This window comes from Prevotella nigrescens, from assembly GCF_031191185.1.
In the GTDB taxonomy this organism is placed as follows: domain Bacteria; phylum Bacteroidota; class Bacteroidia; order Bacteroidales; family Bacteroidaceae; genus Prevotella; species Prevotella nigrescens.
Map to the genome: position 1 here is coordinate 1,606,990 of NZ_CP133465.1, position 20,755 is coordinate 1,627,744.

Genomic DNA, 20,755 nt, shown 5'->3' on the forward strand with positions numbered 1-20,755 from the left:
GTATTGCTTAATAAACGATAGCAATGATAATAGAAAATGAATATAAGAAAGAGCTAAAAGCGAGGATACTTTCATTAGCTTCTACGATGTTTTTTCAGAATGGCATTCGTAAAGTGAAAATGAACGATATAGCAGCATGTTTGAAAATATCGAAACGAACACTTTATGAAGTATATCAGAATAAAGAAGACCTGCTTTATGAAGTTGTGGTGATGAATGATAAGCGCAAAAAGGAAGAGATAGAGAAGTTTGATAAACCTGGTCTCAACGTTATCAACATTGTTATGCATGTATTAAGACTGCAGACCGAAGAGTTTAACAGAGTTAATCCATTATTCTATGAAGAATTGGGACGATATCCTAAGTTACGAATCTATTTTGCTGATCGGGAAAATAAGGAGCACGAACAACTTGTCGATTTTATAGAACGTGGAGTTGATGAGGGGTATTTCCTGTCCAATATAGATATAAACCTATATAGTAGTCTTACTGCTGCCTCCGGCGATTACATAATGGCGAACTTTCTATACAATAAGTGCAACTACAAAGAGATATTAAAGACTTTTATTCTGTTATACATAAGAAGTATTTGTACCGAAAAAGGGATAAAGCTATTGGATAAAGAGATGGCAGACTTCTTCCAATAACACCACATACAAGTTTCCACGTAAAAGTTTAAGTATAATGAGATATCTACAGATTACGTTCAAGATAACACCAGATACAGAATTGGCACGCGAGCTTTTAGTTGCAATGGCAGGTGAAGTTGGCTGCGATTCGTTTTCGGAAGAAGAGAACGTAGTGAAAGGCTACTGTCTTGAAAGCGTATTTGATGAGCAAACTTTAAAAGAAGCTATTTCCAACTTTATTCTGCCTGATATACAAATAGAATATAAGGTAGAAGAGGCGGAGGATAAAAATTGGAATGAAGAATGGGAGAAGGAAGGCTTTGCCCCCATTATTATTAACAACAACTGCCTCATCTGTAGTGTAAAAGAGAAAGATCCATATGCGTTGGTGGCAGATACAGAAGGCAGTGAACCTTTAATTATAAGGATAGACCCCAAACAGGCTTTCGGTTCAGGGACGCATGAAACAACACAAATGATAGTATCTCAACTATTAGATATAGATCTAAAAGGGAAGAATGTACTGGATTGTGGCTGTGGGACTGGAATTCTGTCAATAGTTGCAGCCAAATGTGGAGCAAAAAAAGTTTGTGGATACGACATCGATGAATGGAGTGTGAGGAATTCAACAGAGAATGCAATAACCAATGATGTAGTAATTGAAGTAAAAGAAGGAGATAAGCAAGTTATTGAGGAACTCTCTGAAACGAAATTCGACATTGTCATTGCAAATATAAATCGCAATATATTGCTGGCGGATATGCCTTCTTTTGTAGAAGCGATGAAACCAAAAGGATACTTAATATTAAGTGGCTTTTATGAAGAAGACGTAGCCTTATTGGAAGAGAAGGCTATTAGTCTTGGACTGAGAAAGAGTCAACAGAGGTCGAATCACAGATGGGTGTGTCTGACATTTCAACCAGATTAGTTTCGGGAATGAGCAGTTGCATAAGGTTATAATAAGAACCATTAAAGATATTTAAGTCCACGTAACCTTTTATTCCAGGTAGTTTACCTGCATCCGTATGTTGCCAAAAAAGCCATTTCCCCGGGTATTCCATCTTGTGGACATAGTAATGGGCAATCCAATAAGGGTAGTCATCGAAACGAGAATCGGATAGATATTGATCTTTAAACTTATAATAGGTATAGATAATAGGTTTTACATGGAATTTATCTTCTACAATATGTAACCATGTCAGAATGTTTTGTTGGAACTCTTCCGTACTGATGTTGGTTGGCTTTGTCTCTATGTCAAGTACAGGGGGCAGGTCGCCTGCTTCCAAAGGTGTCATTGCCAAATAGAAATAAGCTTGACGACGAGGAGAAGAACTGTTACTCCAGAAATGGTAAGCACCACGGATAAGTCCCGATTCTTTTGCATTGATGAAGTTTATGCGGAAGTTTCTGTCTACATGGCTATCACCCTCTGTAGATTTCATAAAGACGAAACGAACTGGTGATTGTTCTATAAGTGCGTTACGAAGACGTGCCCAATTAACAGTCCCTTGGTGATGGCTAATATCAACACCATGTATTTCATAACCATCGGGATAATCGGGATCTCCATATATTGCACGCCAACGAAATCCAGAAGGAGCAACTAAAAATAAATAAAGGCAGAGACAATATACTAAAGCAATGAGTATTCCTCCAGCCCACCATACCCATTTAGGCATCTTACGCAATTTAGCACAAAGCGGGCCGATTGTTTTAGGAATATTCATTACTTGACTTTTATGTCATTGTTTCTTATTTAATATACAAAGACATCTTTACCTTGTTCCAATGCTAATGTTCGTGTAGTCTGATCACAAACATCAGATGGTCCCCAATACTGGACAGGCCCTGGGTAAATGTAGCTTGTCTCCGTTGCCCACCTGGTACGTAACTTTGCAAATTCCTTAAAAGGAGCCCCCTCGAGATCAACCAAAGCCTTACGAATAACGGGTTTCAATTCACCATTACGGCGTTCTATATTCATCATCATAGTTATAGGCACACCACCGGCTATCCAGTCTTCGGCTTTTTCAGTCGTATTCTTGACAATTGCCATATAACCTGTTTTTCCATTAGCAATAAGTTGGGCTGCTGAAGTCCCGAGTGCATAACAGTAATCTGCATCAAAGTTTGATGGAGCTGCACAGCGTCCCTCATAACCTAAAAAGTGATGTATAGTTGCAAAGTGTCCATTATATTTGCCTTGTTTTGCCCATTTATTAAGTTTCATCTCTACCATATCAGAGATAAGTCTCTCTGTCTCAATAAGTGAAACTTGAACATTTCCATGGGGATCTCTATCTAAAGACAATTGTCTTGCGACTCCATCAGGAAGAGTCTCAAACGTTGCTTTATTCTCTTCAGAAAGGTGTTCTATAATATAAGCTCGTTGCTTCTCAATGTCGAGATCTTTATAATCGTTTCCATGTTTTGCCAGCAAATCGTTCAGTTCTCCAATGAGTCTGCCGATTGAAGGAATAAACTCAATAAGTCCTTCAGGAATTAAGACCACTCCATAATTTCGTCCATCTTGTGCACGACGAGCAACAACCTTAGCAATATCTTCAATTATATCATTCAAAGATAAATCTTTTGTTTCTATTTCCTCAGATATTAAACATATATTAGGTTGTGTTTGTAAAGCACATTCAAGTGCAATATGAGATGCAGAACGTCCCATTAATTTAATGAAGTGCCAATACTTACGTGCTGAATTGCAGTCGCGCGCAATATTTCCAATCAGTTCAGAATAAGTCTTGGTAGCTGTATCGAAACCAAACGATGTTTCTATTTGGTCGTTCTTCAAGTCGCCATCAATTGTTTTCGGACAGCCAATAACCTGTACTCCATACTTTTTGGCTGCATAATACTCTGCGAGTACACAGGCATTCGTATTTGAGTCGTCGCCACCTACTATGACAAGTGCCTTTATATCAAGCTCGCGAATTATCTCCAATCCTTTTTCAAATTGCTCTTCTTTCTCCAATTTGGTGCGTCCAGAACCTATCAAATCGAAGCCGCCCGTATTTCTATATTTGTTCATAAGTATGTCGGTAATCTCGATATAGTTGTGGTCTACCAAACCACCAGGTCCCATAAGGAAACCAAACAGACGGTTTTCAGGGTTTAATTTCTTCAGTTCATCGTACAAACCAGAAATCACATTGTGTCCGCCTGGAGCCTGTCCGCCTGATAAAATCACTCCGACATTTATTCTAACAGAATCTTGTTTCTCAGCTGGTACGAACTCAACAAGAGGCATACCATACGTATTTGGAAATAATTTCTTTATCTCATCGTGGTTATCTACGCTTTGGGTAGGTTCTCCTTCTTTAATCTTTACAGCACCTTTAAGAGCTTTTGGTAGTTTTGGCTGATAGCTTGCACGTTCCTTTTGTAAAGCACTTGTTTCCATCTTCTAATCTTTTAAAACAGTTATTATTGAAACAATCTATATTATTTGCAAAAGTAATGTTTTAAATTGACAATTAGGAATAAATAATGATAAAATAAAAAAATAACACTAATTTTCTTGATACATATTTGTTTTTGCTGTTTTTTTATATTATCTTTGAATCATAAAAGTGAGTTTACGGATAGATAATTCTACAAAAAATGGGAAATAAAAGAAATCTAAAGCGCACAATAAACTATATTTGTGGCGATTTATTTACAGAAGTCATAGCTGCATCGCTCTATGGCGACAATGTGAACAAAGAAAATATAGAAGCCCTTTTGACTTCTATCATTCTTTTGCGCAATAATTACGTAGGTCGCATTTCACACATTGAACCAGGAATGAAGGCAAAAGACTACTTCAAAGATTTGAGAGAGAAGTTCGATGCAGAAGCAAATGAAATAATTGACCAAATCTGCAACTTAGTATAATATGCTGAAAAAACTTGCTTCATGGCTTCTTTACAAGCGTATGAAATGGAAAAAGGAAGTAACTATCGACTTCCCTGACAAGTTTATTATATGCCTTGCTCCACACACCAGTAACTGGGACTTCCTTATCGGACTGCTTTACAGCAGGGCTGAAGGCATAAAGAGCAACTTCTTAATGAAGAAAGAGTGGTTCTTTTGGCCTTTGGGAATATTGTTTAAAAGAATGGGAGGCATACCTGTTTTCAGAAGCAAGCACACCAGTATGACCGACCATTTAGCTGAACATGCGGTAAAAGCAAAATCTTTTGGATTGTGTATTACTCCTGAAGGTACACGTTCATTAAACCCCGAATGGAAGAAAGGCTTTTATTATATAGCATTAAAAGCTAATATTCCTATCTTTCTTTATGGGTTGGACTACAAACAAAAGACCATTGTATGCAACCAATCTATTGTGCCAAGTGGAGATATTGAGGAGGATATGAAAACTATCAAACTGTATTTTAAAGACTTCAAAGGCAAACACCCAGAGTTGTTTACCATAGGAGAAATAAAAGAATGATGAAGAAACTTTTGACTCTCATACTATGTACTACATTTGTTTGGAACGGATTTGCCCAAACAAATAAAACAGTATGGGGGAAGTCTGAATATAAAGGAAAGCCATGGGTAGAGAACGTTTCTCGTCCAAACACTATAACAGAAGGATTGAATGGCAGACATTTTTCGATTTGGTCATCGCATGGACGTTATTACGATGCAAATAAAGGGGGTTGGAAATGGCAACGCCCTAATCTTTTCGGAACCACAGAAGACTTATACACGCAAACCATTGTAATTCCCTACCTTTTTCCTATGCTGGAAAATGCAGGTGCTGTTGTTGTTTCACCTCGCGAACGCGATTGGCAGAAACAAGAAGTTATAGTGGACAACGATAACCCAAGAGCGAACGGTAAAGCTACTTATCAGGAAGTAAACAATAAAAAGAAATGGGGAACTGCTATTGGTTCAGGCTTCGCATTTCATCAAGGGACATACGCAGACGGCGAAAATCCATTTGTAGCAGGCTCTGTCCGTCAAATAAAATCAAGGAAACGAAACAGCAAACTTAGTCATATTTCCTATCAGCCTATTATCCCCGAAGACGGAAACTACGCTGTTTATGTAAGCTACAAGACTGTTAAGAAGAGCATAGATGACGCTGAATATATTGTTTTTCATAAAGGACAAGAAACTCGTTTCCACGTAAATCAACAAATGGGAGGCGGCACGTGGGTATATCTCGGCACGTTTGCATTCGACAAAGGTTGCAATATCTACAACCGTGTAGTACTGACTAACCACAGCAAGCGCAGAGGTTTTGTTACCGCAGACGCTGTTCGATTTGGTGGCGGTATGGGAAACATTGTTCGAGGAGGACAAGTCAGTGGTTTGCCCCGCACGCTTGAAGGAGCAAGATACTACACCCAATGGGCTGGTGCACCTCGCAATGTAGTCAGTAAAAGCAACGGAACCAACGATTACAACGACGATATAAACACACGTTCGCTTTATACCAACTGGCTTGCAGGCGGTTCTCCCTATATTCCTAATAAGGAAGGACTGAAGGTTCCAATAGAATTGACGTTGGGCGTGCATAGCGATGCTGGTGTGAAAGCTGACGGAACTACGGTTGGAACATTGTCTATTTGTACTACACAACAAGGAAATCCTACATTGGGGACAGGACTTTCACGCAATGCTTCTCAAGTTTTTGCCAACCAACTCGTAACAAATGCAAAGCGAGACATCGAAGGTACATTCAAGAAAGTATGGAACACGCGTGGCGTAAAAGACGCTAATTACAGCGAAACACGCTTGCCCGAAGTCCCATCGGCAATTATAGAGACACTTTCGCATCAGAATTTTGGCGATATGAGGTTAGGACAAGACCCTAATTTTAAGTTCACGCTTGCACGTTCCATTTACAAAAGCATTCTCCGCCACACGGCATCGCTTCATAAAAGACCATACATCGTTCAACCATTAGCCCCCGACGACTTTAGAATAGAATATGTTTCAAAAGACAAGGTGCGCTTGAAGTGGAACGGAGTAAACGACCCTTTAGAGCCAACGGCAAAGCCAACATCGTACAATATATATATGGCAACGGGCACAAGCGGTTTCGACAACGGTATAAATGTTAATGGTAATTCATACGAAATAACATTAGAACCAAACGTATTGTACAACTTCAGGGTTACAGCGTGCAACCACGGAGGAGAGAGTTTCCCTACAGAAGTATTGTCGGCATACCATAAAGAAGGTGCAAAACAGACCATCTTGATAGTGAATGGCTTCCATCGTCTTTCTTCACCTGCCATTATTGACAATGATACAGAGCAAGGTTTCAACCTCGAAGCTGACCCGGGAGTAAGCTACGGCGTAACTGCGGGCTGGAATGGCAGACAAAGCAACTTCGATAGAACGCAGTTTGGCAAGGAAGGCCCTTCGGCCTTAGGCTTTGGAGGCGACGAACTTGCAGGACTATTCATAGCAGGCAACAGCTTCGATTATGTGAAAACGCACGCCGAAGCAATTGCAACCAGTGGCAAATATAACATTGTGAGTTGTTCAAGCAAAGCAATTGAGAACGGCTATATCAAACTTGAAAAGTATGCTCTCATAGACTTGGCGTTGGGATTAGAGAAAAACGACGGGCACAGCCTTTACTTTTACAAGGCTCTCCGCCCTAACATGCAAACCCAAATAGCAAATTATCTAAACCGTGGTGGCAGAGTTTTTGCAAACGGTGCATACCTTGCTACCGATATGACGAGCAGCAACGAGCAGGAATGGCTTGCCAGATTCTTCAAGATTTCAGCTGTGGGAAGCAACCAAAACAATTACAATTCCACCGTCATTGGCTTAGGTTCACAATTCGATATATACAGAACTATGAACGAACAGCACTACGGTGCTTATTCGCCCGACATACTTCAGCCTTCAGGTTCTGCATTTAGCGTAATGACGTATGCCGACAACACAAGCGCAGCAGTAGCCTATAAAGGTACCGACTTCCGTACTTTCGTTATGGCATTTCCATTCGAATGTATCAAGAACAGAGAGGTACGCAATAGGATTATGCGAGGCATCATCGCCTACTTGTTGAATTAACAAGGTGTGAATACCGAAGTTGAACATAAATAAAAACGAAGGATTATGCACAAAATTCAAGCAAATACATCTGGCACAAGAAGCATAGAGGTCAGCAACACGCACCTTGCAACCTTAGAAAAATATTCGTTGCTATCCAATCTTATCGATTCTAACGGAGTGGTAGACGAAGTTGTGCTCGATAAACTGAAATTGAATGTACGCAGTTTGTTGGAGTCAGAGGCAGGGAAAGACAAAGAACTGCTCGACCTATGCTTAGATGTGATTTACCATCAGAATATGAAAGCATTGGGTTTGAAGAATCTTGTAGACCTTTACAAACAATATAGCAAAGAACAGAAGTCTGAAGAACAACCCAAAGAAGGGCAAATCGAAGGAAGCACATCATAGGGTTTTCCAACCCACTTTTTAGGTGTTCAGAAAAATATGACGTCATATTTTTTATTCTGTCCTATCATATAGAATTATCGTATAAATTTTAACGGGTTTTCCATAGGGCAAACAGAAACTTAAATAGAGGTAACGTAATTTGAGTAACAATAAACCAACAAGAAGGCAGAACAAAGCGACACAAGCCCAAAACACAAAGCCTTCGCGAAAAGATTCAAGCACAGGAGAACAAAAGAACAAGGAGCGCGAAGTTCGAACAACACCCTCACGCTTTATGCTCACCGACTTTCTGCCTACTACGAAGAAAGAGGTGGAGCTAAGGAAATGGAACGAATTAGACGTCATTCTGTTTTCTGCCGATGCCTATATAGACCACCCAGCCTTTGGTGCTGCCGTCATTGGGCGCACCTTGGAAGCCGCAGGCTACCGTGTTGCCATTGTTCCGCAACCCGACTGGCACGGCGATTTCCGAGATTTCAAGAAGTTAGGGCGTCCACGTTTATACTTTGGCATCTCTGCCGGTGCAATGGATTCTATGGTAAACAAGTACACCGCCAACAAACGTTTACGCTCCGAAGATGCCTATTCACCCGACGGACGCCACGACCTGCGCCCCGAATACCCTTCCATAGTGTATTCTAAAATCCTTCGCCAACTTTATCCTGACGTGCCTATCGTATTGGGAGGCATCGAAGCATCGTTGCGCCGACTGAGCCATTACGACTATTGGAAAGACAGCCTTCGCAAGAGTGTGCTATGCGATTCGGGTGCCGATGTCATTATTTATGGTATGGGCGAAAAGCAAATCGTCAGCATTGCGCAAGAATTGGAGAGTGGCAGAAACATCAAGGACATCAAGGAAATACCGCAAATAGCCTATCTTTGCAAGAAAGCAGATATACCAGAAGGCATCAAGGCGGACGACATTGTGCTGCACTCGCACGAAGAATGCCTGCACAACAAGAAGTTTCAGTCGGAAAACTTCAGACACATTGAAGAGGAATCGAACAAGAAACACGCTCAACGCATATTGCAGGAAGTAGACGGACAATACATCGTGGTAAACCCTCCCTATCCCACAATGAGTACGGCGGAGGTAGATGCGGCTTACGATTTGCCTTACACACGAGAGCCACACCCCAAATACAAGGGCAAGGTGATACCTGCTTACGAAATGATTAAGTTCAGTGTGAACATTCACCGAGGCTGTTTCGGCGGTTGCGCATTCTGCACAATATCCGCTCATCAAGGTAAATTCATAGCAAGCCGCTCGAAGGAAAGTATTCTGAAAGAAGTGAAACAGGTGATACAGATGCCCGATTTCAAAGGCTATCTGTCAGACTTAGGCGGGCCTTCTGCCAATATGTACGGTATGGCAGGAAAGAACCAAAAGGCTTGCGAACATTGCAAACGACCCAGTTGCATACACCCGGAAATATGTCCGAACCTGAATACAGACCATTCCAAACTGCTCGAAATTTACAGAGCAGTAGACGCGTTGCCTGGCATTAAGAAAAGTTTTATTGGCTCGGGAGTGCGCTACGACTTGCTGCTGCACGACAGCAAAGACGAGAAAGCCAACCAATCGGCACGTGAATATACACGCGAATTGATTAAGAAGCACGTAAGCGGACGACTTAAAATTGCACCAGAGCACACGTCAGACCGTGTTCTACAACTTATGCGCAAGCCTTCGTTCAAGCAGTTTTACCAATTCAAACGCATATTCGACAGAATAAACAAGGAAGAAAACCTGCGCCAGCAAATTATTCCTTACTTTATTTCGTCGCACCCTGGCTGCAAGGAAGAAGATATGGCAGAACTTGCAGTGATTACAAAAGACCTTGACTTTCACTTGGAACAGGTGCAAGACTTCACGCCAACGCCTATGACGGTTTCCACCGAAGCGTGGTATTCGGGCTACGACCCCTACACGCTGGAACCAATATTCTCGGCAAAGACTCCTCGAGAGAAGCTGGCACAGCGTCAATTCTTCTTTTGGTACAAGCCCGAAGAGCGAAAAAACATTGAACGCGAACTGAAACGGATAGGCAGAAGCGACCTTATAGGAAAGCTATACGACAACAAACCTTTCCACGGAAGGGTGAACTACGACCCTAAAGCCATAGGAAGCAGCCCTGCCGACGACAAAAGAAGTCGCCGTAAGAAGCCGTACAAGCAAAACGACAATTGGAACAAGGGGAAGAAGAACAGAAGATAATTAAAAGAGAAATACTGTCTGTTTCACTACAAACAGGCATACTACAATAGAATACAAAGACAATGAAAGAATTTGAAACGTATATTTTCGACTTGGACGGTACGCTCCTCGAAACATTGAAAGACTTAGCTGCAAGTACCAACTACGCTTTACGAACGCACAATATGCCCGAACATTCGATAGAAGATGTTAGAATGTTTGTGGGCAACGGCGTAAAAAAACTAATGGAAAGGGCAATTCCAAACGGCATCGAAAATCCACAGTTCGAAGACGTTTACGCTACATTCCGCCAACATTATCTGGAACACAACCTCGACACCACCAAACCATACGAGGGTATTCCCGAACTACTTGCCGAACTGAAGGCACGTGGAAAGAAACTCGCCATTGTGAGCAACAAGTTTTATGCTGCCACACAAGAACTTGCCCGACACTTCTTTCCCGACACCATCGAAGTGGCTATTGGCGAGCGAGAAAATATAAAGAAGAAGCCAGCACCCGACACCGTGATAGAAGCCTTGCGCCAATTAGGAGCATCGAAAGAAACAGCGGTGTATATTGGCGACAGCGATGTAGACATTATGACTGCCAAAAACTGCGATATGCCTTGTGCCAGCGTGCTGTGGGGCTTCCGCGACAAAGAGTTCTTGATGGAACACGGAGCAACTTTCTTCGTTGAGAAGCCTTGTCAGCTACTTCCCGATTAGCCAGCATTGTCCTTATAATTATATGGAGGAATGTATTGGAATAGGTGATTCTGATGCATTCCGACTTTAGCTGTAGTTCCTTTAAATTTGGTTGAGTGCTTTTAAACTAATGTCACCAGGTTCTTGAAAAACAAAATCCTGCAACAGTATTTTTTGGAACCTATCGTCAAAAATATGGAGTTTTTGTTTGGGAGATATCTTTTTTGTGCCTATATTTGTACCAATGAAAACAAAATGGAAAATAACAAAGAATAATTTTTTAATAGGTTTTATGGCTGCAACAGCTTTCTTGGCAGTTGTCAGACTTATTTTTCCTTCCGTGGCTAAACCGTCTTATGCAGTTAAAGAAAAAACTTCACTAAAAGACACAACATGCACATATCCAAACGTGTATGGAAATAACAAGCTTGCAAACGAAACTAAAATAGCTGCTCAAAATTTTGTACCGAGTAATGGTTTAACACAGTTTTTCGATGCAAACGGGAAAGAAATAAAGCACCGTATTATTGGTGTAGTAAACTACGATGAGAGCTTTCCCGACTCACAACATGTACAACTGGAATCGGCAATGAAGTATGCTGTAAAGGCAGTTATAAACAGAGAAGATGCAGAGTTGCGCAAAAAAGAACTTGTATATATAGGTAGCAATCCTTTCTTCGATGTAAAACGTTTGTCGAGCAGCATTCCGTATCTTGTACCAACAGCCTCTGTCTTGCTTCAAGACATTGGGCGCAACTTCTTCGACAGCCTTCAAGTGAAGAATATTCCACTTACAAAGCTATTGGTTACAAGCGTTTTGCGAACCAAAGAAGACGTAGAAAGACTGAGACGTTACAACCACAATGCAACCGAAAATAGTTGCCACCTTTATGGAACAACGTTCGATATAGCCTACAATAAGTATTCGCCTATAACTCGTCGTGTACGTGATGACACGTTGAAGTGGGTTCTTAGTGAAGTCCTAAATGACCTACGTAAACAAGGACGCTGTCATATTAAATACGAAAAACACCAAGGTTGCTTTCATATAACAGTTCGATAAAGGTTTCTTTATAAAATAGAATTGCGCATACTTGAGTGGTTATCTTCTCTTGTGTGCGCATTTTTTTTATCGCATTTATTTTTCTTCTTCTGTCAGTTCGTCTAAGTTTATGGTTGGTTTAAGCAGACCCGAACGCATCAAGATACTCGATATTTCTGCATCATCAGCTCGCCTATAAATAGAATAGGCATATCGAGGCTTTCCGTTGGGGAAGAATCCCATGGGCTGAAGTATTTCCATTGAGCCTTCTGATAATGCAATAATATCCATGTATGCAAAGTCTTTTATGATTAGGCGATTAATTTTTGCATCATATTTATAATCGTATTCATAACTTACAGTTTTGCCATTAGCTGACGAAAACATGATTGTATGACATTTTCCATTCTTAAAATAATAATTTATAGGACTATGCCCGAGTAAAGAACGATAATAGTCCTGAGTATCTAAGTGTCCATTTTCTAAAACGATGTGTGTAGAAACCCACATAAATCCCCCGAATCCAATAAGATTCTGGAATTCTTCTTCTGATATTTTCTGCTTATTTTTAACAGTACATTCACCTTTTTTATTAAAAACAAACTTCGCATTGGAGCTAAGATTAATAACCTGCATATTAGACTGTTGTTTAGGGGTTTTACATGCAGAAAGACTCATTACGACTGCAGATGACACAATTGCTAATGATAGTTTTTTCCGTATCGCTTTCTTATTCATAGTTATGTTTATTGTTTCTTATGTTATTTGCCATCTTAAATTAGTAGGGGAGAGGCTGCATTGTTACTTTTTCCTCATTCCCGAAAACCAATGTGTAGAATACTCTACATTTGCAAATATACGGTAAAAAAATGATTTAAGCAGTAAAAAAGAGAAAATTATCCGGAACTTTAAATATTTATTTATAGATAAAGTTAATATCTTTTAAATACGAATAAATATCCTATATACATCACAAGATTATTCCCGAATTCTTTAATTTTGCCATAAAAAAGAATTACGGCTATGAGAACTATTCTTAAAAGTGGCATCTCTATCTCAACAATTCTATGCGCGTTGTTTGGCTTTATCGCCTGCAGTTCTTCCAAGACAGCAACGGTAGATGTAAATGCCACCCAGTTTGATGAATTAATAGAAAGCGGTAAAGTACAGCTTGTCGATGTTCGTACCGAAAATGAATATAAGGAAGGACACATAAAAGGTGCACAGAACATAGATGTTCTGAAAGATACATTTGCTGTACAAGCTAACCAAAAACTTAAGAAAAAGAAACCAGTGGCTGTTTATTGCCGTTCTGGAAAGCGTTCAGCAAGAGCTTGTAAAATACTAAAGATGTCTGGATTTAAAACCTACAATTTGTTAGGTGGTATTTTAAAATGGAAGTCCGAGGGAAGAAGCATTGTACGATGACACTTTAAATAATCTGGTTCAACGGTCTTGAATGGTTCTTTCTTTTATTTATCATAATCCACATTAGTTTATAAAATGATGGAATCTGGACCGCCAGAGAATTGTAAACATTCTTCCCGAACACGACTCTTGCGCAACTACCTCACAGTCAGCACGCTGCGATACCTGCTGTCTGGCATTGTGAAAGCGGTTCTTTTGCACGGTAAAAGCGGTTGTTTTGCATCACAAGACAGGCACTTTTGCAACACCAAAGCTCCGTTGTTGCTTTTTAAAGGAATTATCCTTACAAAACGGCGTCGCGGCCGATGCATTCCGCTGAAATAGGATTCTGCTGACTGCAGTTAGGAATAAAGGTCTTTAATGTCTGCCGTTCTATTATTTATAAGTTGCCTCCGATAGTATCAATAATCTTCATTTATAGCCGAAAGATAACGGCGAAACAAGAAATAATATGTATCTTTGCAGTGTTTTGCAATGCATTCAAAAGCTTTGTTTTATAAAAGCAATATATGGGAATATTTATTAGCAATATCCTTGCAGGTTTCTTTATAGTTGGTTCAGCATTCTTTGTAGTATGGCTTGTCTACTACATGCAATTCCATTTTACCTCTGTCCGTACCCTGCCAAGTATGGCAACACTGCCTACTCGATCTGTCGTTGGAATTTTATTGAGTGCCATTCCTGTCTTTGTTTCTGTATTCTTATTACTTAAATTCGATACAGAAATCCAACAAATCTTGTTTGACAGTAACACCACAACATTTTTCGTATCAGGTCTTTACATTGTATTATTCCTGTGGATTAGCTGGATCTGTTTCGTGTTTAGGCATGAGAAGCGAATTTGGAAGCATCAAAATCCCAAGCATTGTCGTTTAGTACTGCAAACCATTAATAAATCAACAAAAGTCGAAGGCATTGCTATTCGTAGCATCGACGGTATCAAAAATGGTCGAGGAGTTGGTTTTTCATGGTTCAATGGCTATTTAGTTGCTGCAGGTATACATGAGATAGAATTTGAGTTTTATACGTATAAGAAATTCCATAGTCATTCTGTAAAAGACCCAATCTATACAAAAAATATCACAATGGACTTCCTGCCTGATGCTATCTACAATGTTGAAGCACGAGCAGACTGCCGCAAATTCCGTATTTCGCGCGTTATGGGCTGGAACCGTTGATTAGGTATCGGACTACCATAAAACCAATTGCAAGGTGTCTGCATATTCATCTTCAGGAACATGTGCATAGTGCGGATTTGCCAATAACTAAAGTAAAGAATGTTAAGAAACAGCGATTTCTAAGACAAATCAGCACTTATTTAATAAAAAAACATTATCTTTGAAAAATAAATGGTACTAATTCGGAATTAAGAAACAGCGGGTTTAGAACTACTCGAAAATTTCTATACGACTATAGTTGTATTTATATAAAAGTCATAACATCTTAAAACCACTTTATTATGAAAAAGGTATTTTACAGTCTGATATGTCTTATTGCATTATCAGCATGTTCATCAGAGAATGTTGCCCTCGATGCGCTGAAAGTCTACGATGTTGCGAACTCGTCTTGCAAGACAACGTTGTCTAAGGAAGAGACACGCAGTGATTTCTATGAAGAGAATATTTCAAAGCCAACAACGCTCAATATAGAATTGGGAAAAGACGGCATTGCCCAGTGTTCATTCGAAGACGTGGAAGCCAACTGTGCGGTAAGAAACATTTATGTAAACGTTGCCAATCAGGACAATCAGATTATTTTGGTTGTCTATCACAACGCTCTCGAGGCATCTGCCGATTGTATCTGCAAGTACGACGTGAGCTTCAAGATGAGCAAACTACTGTCGGGCAGTTACCAGCTGAAAGTATATTGTGCAGGTCCGAATATGAAGTATGATGAAAGATATATTGTATACAATGGACAGATTAACATCGCAAAGAACAAAAAGACCAGCATTACCTTCAGTGGACCACTGACATTACCCGAGAATTAAAGTCCTTTCCTGAAAGTCTCATGCCGTGGCATGATTTGTCAATAGCGTTTCTATACTTTGCATCTCTCCATCTTTGCTTGTTATAATAAGAACTTAGCAGTGGAGAGATGTAAAAAGAATGCGGGAATACGGACTTTACGAGCTTTCTATTTCAACTTCTCTGCAAGGTGTTTTCCCGTTAAGCTATTCTTATTGCGGGCTATTTCTTCAGGAGTACCGCATGCAACGAGCTTACCACCATTATCGCCTCCGTCAGGTCCGATGTCGAGAATGTAGTCCGCACACTTTATTACATCAAGGTTATGCTCTATGACAAGCACTGAATGTCCCTTTGTTATCAGGGCATCGAAGGCTCTTAACAGACGCTTTATGTCGTGGAAGTGCAGTCCCGTAGTAGGCTCGTCGAAGATGAACAGCGTGGGTTCCTGCCGTTCCTTCCCTATAAAATAGGCGAGTTTCACGCGTTGGTTCTCACCTCCCGAAAGCGTAGAAGAACTCTGTCCTAACTTAATATAGCCCAATCCCACATCTTCCAATGGTTGCAAGCGAGCAACAATTGTTTTCTGCTTATTGGCAGTAAAGAACTGTATTGCTTCAGAAACCGTCATGTCCAACACGTCGTTAATGTTCTTTCCAGCAAAGGTAACGTCAAGAATTTCCCGCTTAAAGCGTTTGCCATGACATTCCTCACATTCCAAAACCAAGTCTGCCATGAACTGCATTTCAATGGTTATCACTCCTGCGCCTTTACATTCTTCGCACCGCCCACCATCTGCATTGAACGAGAAGAATTGGGGAGTAAAGCCCATCTGTTTTGAGAGTTGCTGTTCGGAAAAAAGCTTTCTTATTTCGTCGTATGCCTTAACATAGGTTGCAGGATTGGAACGCGAACTCTTCCCTATCGGGTTTTGGTCTACAAATTCCACGTGCGCTATCTGCTCCAAATCGCCTGTAAGCGAAGCATATTCACCGGGCAAATCGGTTACTTCATCGAGGCGACGCTTCAATGCAGGATAGAGTGTTCCCTTTATAAGCGACGACTTTCCACTTCCGCTGACACCCGTTACAACTGTAAAGACATTGAGCGGTATTTTGGCATCTAACCCTTTCAGATTGTTCATTCGACAACCTTTTATTTCAATAGAAAGGTTCCAGGGACGGCGACTCTGCGGAACTTCAATGGTATCTGCACTTGTAAGGTATTTTATTGTGTACGAATCGGGGTTAGCTTTCAACAATTCTGCTTTGTTTGCATCATTGATTTCGGGCACAATACCATCATATACGATGTGCCCACCCAATCGTCCTGCATCGGGACCAACATCAATCAGATAGTCTGCCGAACGTATTATATCTTCGTCATGCTCCACTACGATTACTGTATTTCCGATGGCTTGCAGTTCTTTCAAGACGTGGATAAGGCGGTCGGTATCGCGACTATGCAGTCCGATGCTTGGTTCGTCCAAGATATAAAGCGAGCCTACCAACGACGAACCTAACGATGTTGTAAGATTGATGCGCTGACTTTCGCCGCCACTAAGCGTGTTCGACTGCCGATTTAGTGTAAGGTAGCCAAGTCCGACATCAACGAGAAACTGAATACGATTGGTTATTTCCAACATCAACCGTTTGCTAATGTTTCGCTCTTGCTCCGTCAGTTCTATATTATCAAACCATTCTTTCAGGTTCTTAATGGGCATTTCCACCAAGTCGGTGATAGCTTTCCCTGCTATTTTCACCCATGTTGCTTCTTTCTTTAAGCGCTGTCCATGGCAATCGGGACAGATTGTTCTGCCTCTGTACCGACTTAAAAGAACACGATACTGTATCTTATATTGATTGTCTTTCACCATCTGGAAGAAGGAATCAATACAAATACGGTCAGGAAGCGGATTGTCTGCTTCGCTCGGAAGTCCGTGCCAGAGTTGATCTTTCTCCATCCGCGATAATTCAAAATAGGGTTTGAAGATAGGGAAATTATCCCTTGCAGCCCGACGACAGAACTCATCGTGCCATACTTTCATCTTCTCACCATGCCAACATTGCACACAACCCTCGTAAACAGAAAGCGAACTGTTTGGTATCACCAAGCGTTCGTCAATTCCTATGATACGTCCAAAGCCTTCGCAAGTAGGACAAGCACCCAATGGTGAATTGAACGAAAACATATTATCGTTAGGGTCTTCAAACTTGATACCGTCAGCCTCAAAGCGTGTAGAAAAGTCGTAAGACAGTTTTGATGGAAAGAACAGCAGCCGTAACATACCATCGCCTTCATAAAAGGCAGTTTCGCAAGAGTCGGTAAGGCGCGAGATAGTTTCCTTGCTGTTGTCTACCGACAGGCGGTCGATAACGAGATAGATGTTTGTTTCCTTTTCAATCGCTTCATCGTCATGGACTTCTATCCAGTCTTCAATGCGATTAATGTCGCCATCTACATAAATGCGTGCATAGCCTTCCTGCACTTCCATCTCAAGCTGTCCCTTGATACTTCTGCCTTCCCGAACGTGCAACGGTGCAAGAATGCAGAACTTTGTGCCTGCTGAATAGCCCTGAACCTTTGCTATAACATCTTCCACGGTGTGTCGCTTCACCTCTTCTCCCGTCTTCGGGCTATAGGTTCTGCCTATCCGCGCATAAAGCAATCGAAGGTATTCGTATATCTCCGTCGAAGTACCGACTGTAGAACGAGGATTTCGTGCTATCACTTTCTGCTCGATGGCAATGGCAGGAGGCAAGCCTTTGATGAAGTCTACTTCGGGCTTTGCCATACGCCCCAAGAACTGACGGGCGTACGCCGACAAGCTCTCAACATACCTGCGCTGACCTTCTGCATAAAGCGTATCGAAAGCCAACGACGACTTACCGGAACCAGAAACACCTGCTATGACCACGAACTTCCCACGTGGAATTTTCACGTTTACGTTCGCTAAGTTATTCACTCTGGCACCTTTTACTTCTATATAGCCATCTTCTTGTTTGTTCTTTTTATTCATCTGCTTTGGCAAGTCTATCTTTTTTGCCGCACAAAAATACAAAAAACTTTTGGTATCTTCCTTAAAATCCCGTATATTTGCACTATGTTCATTCCGAAATAAAGTAACTGCGGTTACATATAACAAGGAACAAAGAGAGACAAACGCAATGCCTGACTTACATAATGACAAGGAGAGATAGATATGAAAGAACAAAACAACACTATACACAACTTTGCCGACCCCGTTGAAGAACGGCAGATTAGACATTTCGCCTGCAAGGAAATGGGCAGACAAATACACCGTTACATCAAAGGAATGCGCGGTTCGAAGGCACAAATGCTACGTTTTGAAGAATCATTGGAGAACCTCACGTTGGAAGAAAGAGAGAAAGCGATAGCACTTTATTTGGATTTAAACCGCAAGGCGCTGAAAGGTCTCGACATGAAAATGGTGCTGGTGCGTTCGGTTGCCAACTATTCCGACACTTTCGAATATCTTCTTACGTTGGTAAATGACAAGCGCAAGATGGCAAACTATCTGAACTTGCTGAAAGATACCTACATTCAGTACCACCAAGTAGTTGAGAAAGATGGCAAATTTGGCATCGTTGATTATCGCGGAAACACCATACTAAGTCCGAAGTATGAATTTGTCCGCACTTGCTACGTGTATGTTGATGACTTGCGCACCATGCCCGTCATAGCACAGTTAGACGGCAAAATGGGGCTTGTGCTGCCTGACGGGAAAGAAACATTGGTTACTCCTTTCAAGTACGACCGCATTTCGCTCAGAGAAGAACCTCCCTACTTTGAAGCCGAATACGATGGCAAAAAAATACTTCTGACAACCGATGGTGTAGAAAAGTAAAGTACACTGATAATAACAACACTGATGTTCGACGAATTTATTGGCTGTTTCATCTTGTCTGAGATCGCTTTTGCACTCCATAAGTAGGGAACAAATAAGCCCTATTTACAAACAATTGCAATTCGTCGAACTCACATTATTGACAACTATTAGTGCGAAATCCTATCTAATACGACTTCTAAAGCCTTATTGCTTTCAACTTCTATATCAGGCAATGCACCGTGTATATTGTTTTCATCAGCACCGAAAAGCCAAAAACGTTTGAAAGAAATGCTGAGTTGTAATTTGGAATGGGGCAATACATAACCCACCACATCGCCATAGGAAATATTCATTCCACCTGCTTCTTCGCCTACAAGTGTACCGATTTTAAAAGCCTTGAAAGTCCAAGCAAAACTTGCTGCTGCTGAAAAAGAATGATGATTGACAAGTACCCATACTTTCCCGCTGAAGCGTTGCGCAGCATCGGCTTGCGGTTGGGTCATCTTATCAATTATATAGAAGTTTACTCCTTGTTCGTATTTTCGGCGTGCTAACCTTTGCGTAATTGGTGTTACCTTCGTCCAAACCTTTTCGTACTGCATAAATGGCGTTTTTGCAATGTATGAAAGTAAAGTATCACCTGCCATTGAAGTTCCTCCGCCATTATCGCGAATATCGATTATCAGGTTCTCAATATGGCGTGTATTCAAGTCTGCCACCATCTTACGGCATACATCTGCAAGTTCTTGCGCATTCATAAAGTGAGGAACAGTCATTAAAGCAGCTTTTTTATTGATAATGCGGTAACTCGCAAAATCATTCTGTGGTACTTCTTTCATACCACGTTTCATCTCCTTTTGCTTCTCTTCTAACGAAACGCTATACATCTTTCGGTTAACAATTTTGCCATTCTCAATGTATTGTATGTCATATTCAGCAGCATTATACAACATATAGAACCAAGCAAGAAACCCATTGTTCACATTTGTTAGCTTAAAGAAAGTCCGTTCACCTGACGCATAAGGTAGCATTTTTTCAATCATTTCCTTGCTGCTTACCCCATTAATAGAAACTATCTTCGCTCCTTCAGGAACGCCGAACAAGGTTCCGCGTGTAGTAATCGTAGAATCGTTGGCATCAACTGAAACCATTAAAGGAAAACGCGGCATATCTTTTTCGAAAGCATCTTTGTAAGGAAAGTAAAGTGCTGTATGTCCATCGCCAACGGCAGCCACTAAGGGCGCAACACTCCGATAGAAGTCGAGCGTGGTCAGACTATCTGGGAATGCTTGCTTGATGGCATTCGCTTGTGAAAGGAATGCGGTAGGTGTACACACAGAGAACACATTGGGGTGCACCTCACACAACATATAAACTAAACTATCTAAGTCGTCAATGGCTTGCTGTCTGCTCAGTTTTCCATTGTCTGTGCTACCAGCATTCATTGTGCCGATAAATGTTTGCACGAATGTAAGAATTAAGAAAAAACGCTTCATTT

At 41.0% G+C, this 20,755-nt stretch carries 18 protein-coding genes; 13 read left to right on the forward strand and 5 right to left on the reverse strand.

The features are described from left to right. Window positions 1-23: 23 nt before the first annotated feature. Window positions 24-647 (forward strand): TetR/AcrR family transcriptional regulator, encoded by a 624-nt coding sequence (locus RDV52_RS09080; RefSeq protein WP_004365935.1) that lies wholly within the window; start codon window positions 24-26, stop codon window positions 645-647. Between the two features lie 37 nt (window positions 648-684). Further along, window positions 685-1,557, forward strand: coding sequence for a 50S ribosomal protein L11 methyltransferase (prmA, locus tag RDV52_RS09085; protein WP_004365934.1), 873 nt, complete (start codon window positions 685-687; stop codon window positions 1,555-1,557). Here the strand turns inward: prmA and RDV52_RS09090 are convergent. Together RDV52_RS09090 and RDV52_RS09095 are read right to left on the reverse strand one after the other, a co-directional pair. Beyond that, on the reverse strand, window positions 1,484-2,356 hold the full coding sequence (locus tag RDV52_RS09090; RefSeq protein ID WP_004365933.1) for a glycoside hydrolase family 25 protein: 873 nt from the start codon (window positions 2,354-2,356) through the stop codon (window positions 1,484-1,486). The genes prmA and RDV52_RS09090 overlap by 74 nt on opposite strands. A gap of 29 nt (window positions 2,357-2,385) precedes the next feature. Then, a complete protein-coding gene (locus tag RDV52_RS09095) occupies window positions 2,386-4,044 on the reverse strand; it encodes a diphosphate--fructose-6-phosphate 1-phosphotransferase (protein WP_004365932.1) in 1,659 nt (552 codons plus the stop codon). A 200-nt stretch (window positions 4,045-4,244) separates the two neighbouring features. Between RDV52_RS09095 and RDV52_RS09100 the strand changes: the two genes are divergently transcribed. The 7 genes from RDV52_RS09100 to RDV52_RS09130 all read left to right on the forward strand — a co-directional run bounded on the left by RDV52_RS09100 (window position 4,245) and on the right by RDV52_RS09130 (window position 12,033). Beyond that, the gene (locus RDV52_RS09100; protein ID WP_004365931.1) at window positions 4,245-4,517 is read left to right on the forward strand and encodes a hypothetical protein; all 273 of its coding nucleotides are present in this window, start codon (window positions 4,245-4,247) and stop codon (window positions 4,515-4,517) included. A gap of 1 nt (window position 4,518) precedes the next feature. Beyond that, entirely contained in the window at window positions 4,519-5,079 is a 561-nt protein-coding gene (locus tag RDV52_RS09105; protein WP_004365930.1) for a 1-acyl-sn-glycerol-3-phosphate acyltransferase, read from the forward strand. After that, the gene (locus tag RDV52_RS09110) at window positions 5,076-7,673 is read left to right on the forward strand and encodes a golvesin C-terminal-like domain-containing protein (protein WP_004365929.1); all 2,598 of its coding nucleotides are present in this window, start codon (window positions 5,076-5,078) and stop codon (window positions 7,671-7,673) included. Before RDV52_RS09105 ends, RDV52_RS09110 begins: the two co-directional genes overlap by 4 nt. Window positions 7,674-7,718: 45 nt before the next feature. Further along, a complete protein-coding gene (locus RDV52_RS09115; RefSeq protein WP_004362690.1) occupies window positions 7,719-8,063 on the forward strand; it encodes a hypothetical protein in 345 nt (114 codons plus the stop codon). A 139-nt stretch (window positions 8,064-8,202) separates the two neighbouring features. Continuing rightward, window positions 8,203-10,284 carry a YgiQ family radical SAM protein gene (locus RDV52_RS09120; RefSeq protein WP_004365928.1) on the forward strand — a complete coding sequence of 694 codons (2,082 nt, stop codon included), beginning with the start codon at window positions 8,203-8,205 and terminating at the stop codon, window positions 10,282-10,284. A gap of 62 nt (window positions 10,285-10,346) precedes the next feature. Further along, a complete protein-coding gene (locus RDV52_RS09125; RefSeq protein WP_004365927.1) occupies window positions 10,347-10,991 on the forward strand; it encodes an HAD family hydrolase in 645 nt (214 codons plus the stop codon). 223 nt (window positions 10,992-11,214) lie between these two features. Next, window positions 11,215-12,033 carry a DUF5715 family protein gene (locus tag RDV52_RS09130; protein ID WP_004365926.1) on the forward strand — a complete coding sequence of 273 codons (819 nt, stop codon included), beginning with the start codon at window positions 11,215-11,217 and terminating at the stop codon, window positions 12,031-12,033. Between the two features lie 75 nt (window positions 12,034-12,108). Here RDV52_RS09130 and RDV52_RS09135 read toward each other — a convergent pair whose 3' ends face one another. Continuing rightward, window positions 12,109-12,750 (reverse strand): hypothetical protein, encoded by a 642-nt coding sequence (locus RDV52_RS09135; protein ID WP_004365925.1) that lies wholly within the window; start codon window positions 12,748-12,750, stop codon window positions 12,109-12,111. A gap of 285 nt (window positions 12,751-13,035) precedes the next feature. Between RDV52_RS09135 and RDV52_RS09140 the strand changes: the two genes are divergently transcribed. From RDV52_RS09140 to RDV52_RS09150, 3 genes are all read left to right on the forward strand, one after another. Continuing rightward, complete coding sequence (locus RDV52_RS09140; RefSeq protein WP_004362696.1) at window positions 13,036-13,440, forward strand: rhodanese-like domain-containing protein; 405 nt, start codon at window positions 13,036-13,038, stop codon at window positions 13,438-13,440. Between the two features lie 509 nt (window positions 13,441-13,949). Continuing rightward, complete coding sequence (locus RDV52_RS09145) at window positions 13,950-14,618, forward strand: hypothetical protein (protein ID WP_004365922.1); 669 nt, start codon at window positions 13,950-13,952, stop codon at window positions 14,616-14,618. 281 nt (window positions 14,619-14,899) lie between these two features. After that, window positions 14,900-15,430 (forward strand): hypothetical protein, encoded by a 531-nt coding sequence (locus RDV52_RS09150; protein WP_004365921.1) that lies wholly within the window; start codon window positions 14,900-14,902, stop codon window positions 15,428-15,430. A gap of 146 nt (window positions 15,431-15,576) precedes the next feature. Here the strand turns inward: RDV52_RS09150 and uvrA are convergent, their stop codons facing one another. Then, entirely contained in the window at window positions 15,577-18,426 is a 2,850-nt protein-coding gene (gene uvrA, locus RDV52_RS09155) for an excinuclease ABC subunit UvrA (RefSeq protein ID WP_040556986.1), read from the reverse strand. 183 nt (window positions 18,427-18,609) lie between these two features. Between uvrA and RDV52_RS09160 the strand changes: the two genes are divergently transcribed. Then, window positions 18,610-19,275: a hypothetical protein gene (locus tag RDV52_RS09160; RefSeq protein WP_004365917.1), complete on the forward strand. Its 666-nt coding sequence runs from the start codon at window positions 18,610-18,612 to the stop codon at window positions 19,273-19,275. A gap of 149 nt (window positions 19,276-19,424) precedes the next feature. On the opposite strand, the gene RDV52_RS09165 is transcribed toward RDV52_RS09160, so the two are convergent. Next, window positions 19,425-20,753 carry a S41 family peptidase gene (locus RDV52_RS09165; protein WP_004365914.1) on the reverse strand — a complete coding sequence of 443 codons (1,329 nt, stop codon included), beginning with the start codon at window positions 20,751-20,753 and terminating at the stop codon, window positions 19,425-19,427. Window positions 20,754-20,755: the final 2 nt, after the last annotated feature.

What these genes read in the sequence shown, in the direction of transcription:
- RDV52_RS09080 (WP_004365935.1), top strand. Translation starts at nt 24, where the DNA reads ATGATAATAGAAAATGAATATAAGAAAGAGCTAAAAGCGAGGATACTT.
- prmA (WP_004365934.1), top strand. Translation starts at nt 685, where the DNA reads ATGAGATATCTACAGATTACGTTCAAGATAACACCAGATACAGAATTG.
- RDV52_RS09090 (WP_004365933.1), bottom strand. Translation starts at nt 2,356, where the DNA reads ATGAATATTCCTAAAACAATCGGCCCGCTTTGTGCTAAATTGCGTAAG.
- RDV52_RS09095 (WP_004365932.1), bottom strand. Translation starts at nt 4,044, where the DNA reads ATGGAAACAAGTGCTTTACAAAAGGAACGTGCAAGCTATCAGCCAAAA.
- RDV52_RS09100 (WP_004365931.1), top strand. Translation starts at nt 4,245, where the DNA reads ATGGGAAATAAAAGAAATCTAAAGCGCACAATAAACTATATTTGTGGC.
- RDV52_RS09105 (WP_004365930.1), top strand. Translation starts at nt 4,519, where the DNA reads ATGCTGAAAAAACTTGCTTCATGGCTTCTTTACAAGCGTATGAAATGG.
- RDV52_RS09110 (WP_004365929.1), top strand. Translation starts at nt 5,076, where the DNA reads ATGATGAAGAAACTTTTGACTCTCATACTATGTACTACATTTGTTTGG.
- RDV52_RS09115 (WP_004362690.1), top strand. Translation starts at nt 7,719, where the DNA reads ATGCACAAAATTCAAGCAAATACATCTGGCACAAGAAGCATAGAGGTC.
- RDV52_RS09125 (WP_004365927.1), top strand. Translation starts at nt 10,347, where the DNA reads ATGAAAGAATTTGAAACGTATATTTTCGACTTGGACGGTACGCTCCTC.
- RDV52_RS09130 (WP_004365926.1), top strand. Translation starts at nt 11,215, where the DNA reads ATGAAAACAAAATGGAAAATAACAAAGAATAATTTTTTAATAGGTTTT.
- RDV52_RS09135 (WP_004365925.1), bottom strand. Translation starts at nt 12,750, where the DNA reads ATGAATAAGAAAGCGATACGGAAAAAACTATCATTAGCAATTGTGTCA.
- RDV52_RS09140 (WP_004362696.1), top strand. Translation starts at nt 13,036, where the DNA reads ATGAGAACTATTCTTAAAAGTGGCATCTCTATCTCAACAATTCTATGC.
- RDV52_RS09145 (WP_004365922.1), top strand. Translation starts at nt 13,950, where the DNA reads ATGGGAATATTTATTAGCAATATCCTTGCAGGTTTCTTTATAGTTGGT.
- RDV52_RS09150 (WP_004365921.1), top strand. Translation starts at nt 14,900, where the DNA reads ATGAAAAAGGTATTTTACAGTCTGATATGTCTTATTGCATTATCAGCA.
- uvrA (WP_040556986.1), bottom strand. Translation starts at nt 18,426, where the DNA reads ATGAATAAAAAGAACAAACAAGAAGATGGCTATATAGAAGTAAAAGGT.
- RDV52_RS09160 (WP_004365917.1), top strand. Translation starts at nt 18,610, where the DNA reads ATGAAAGAACAAAACAACACTATACACAACTTTGCCGACCCCGTTGAA.
- RDV52_RS09165 (WP_004365914.1), bottom strand. Translation starts at nt 20,753, where the DNA reads ATGAAGCGTTTTTTCTTAATTCTTACATTCGTGCAAACATTTATCGGC.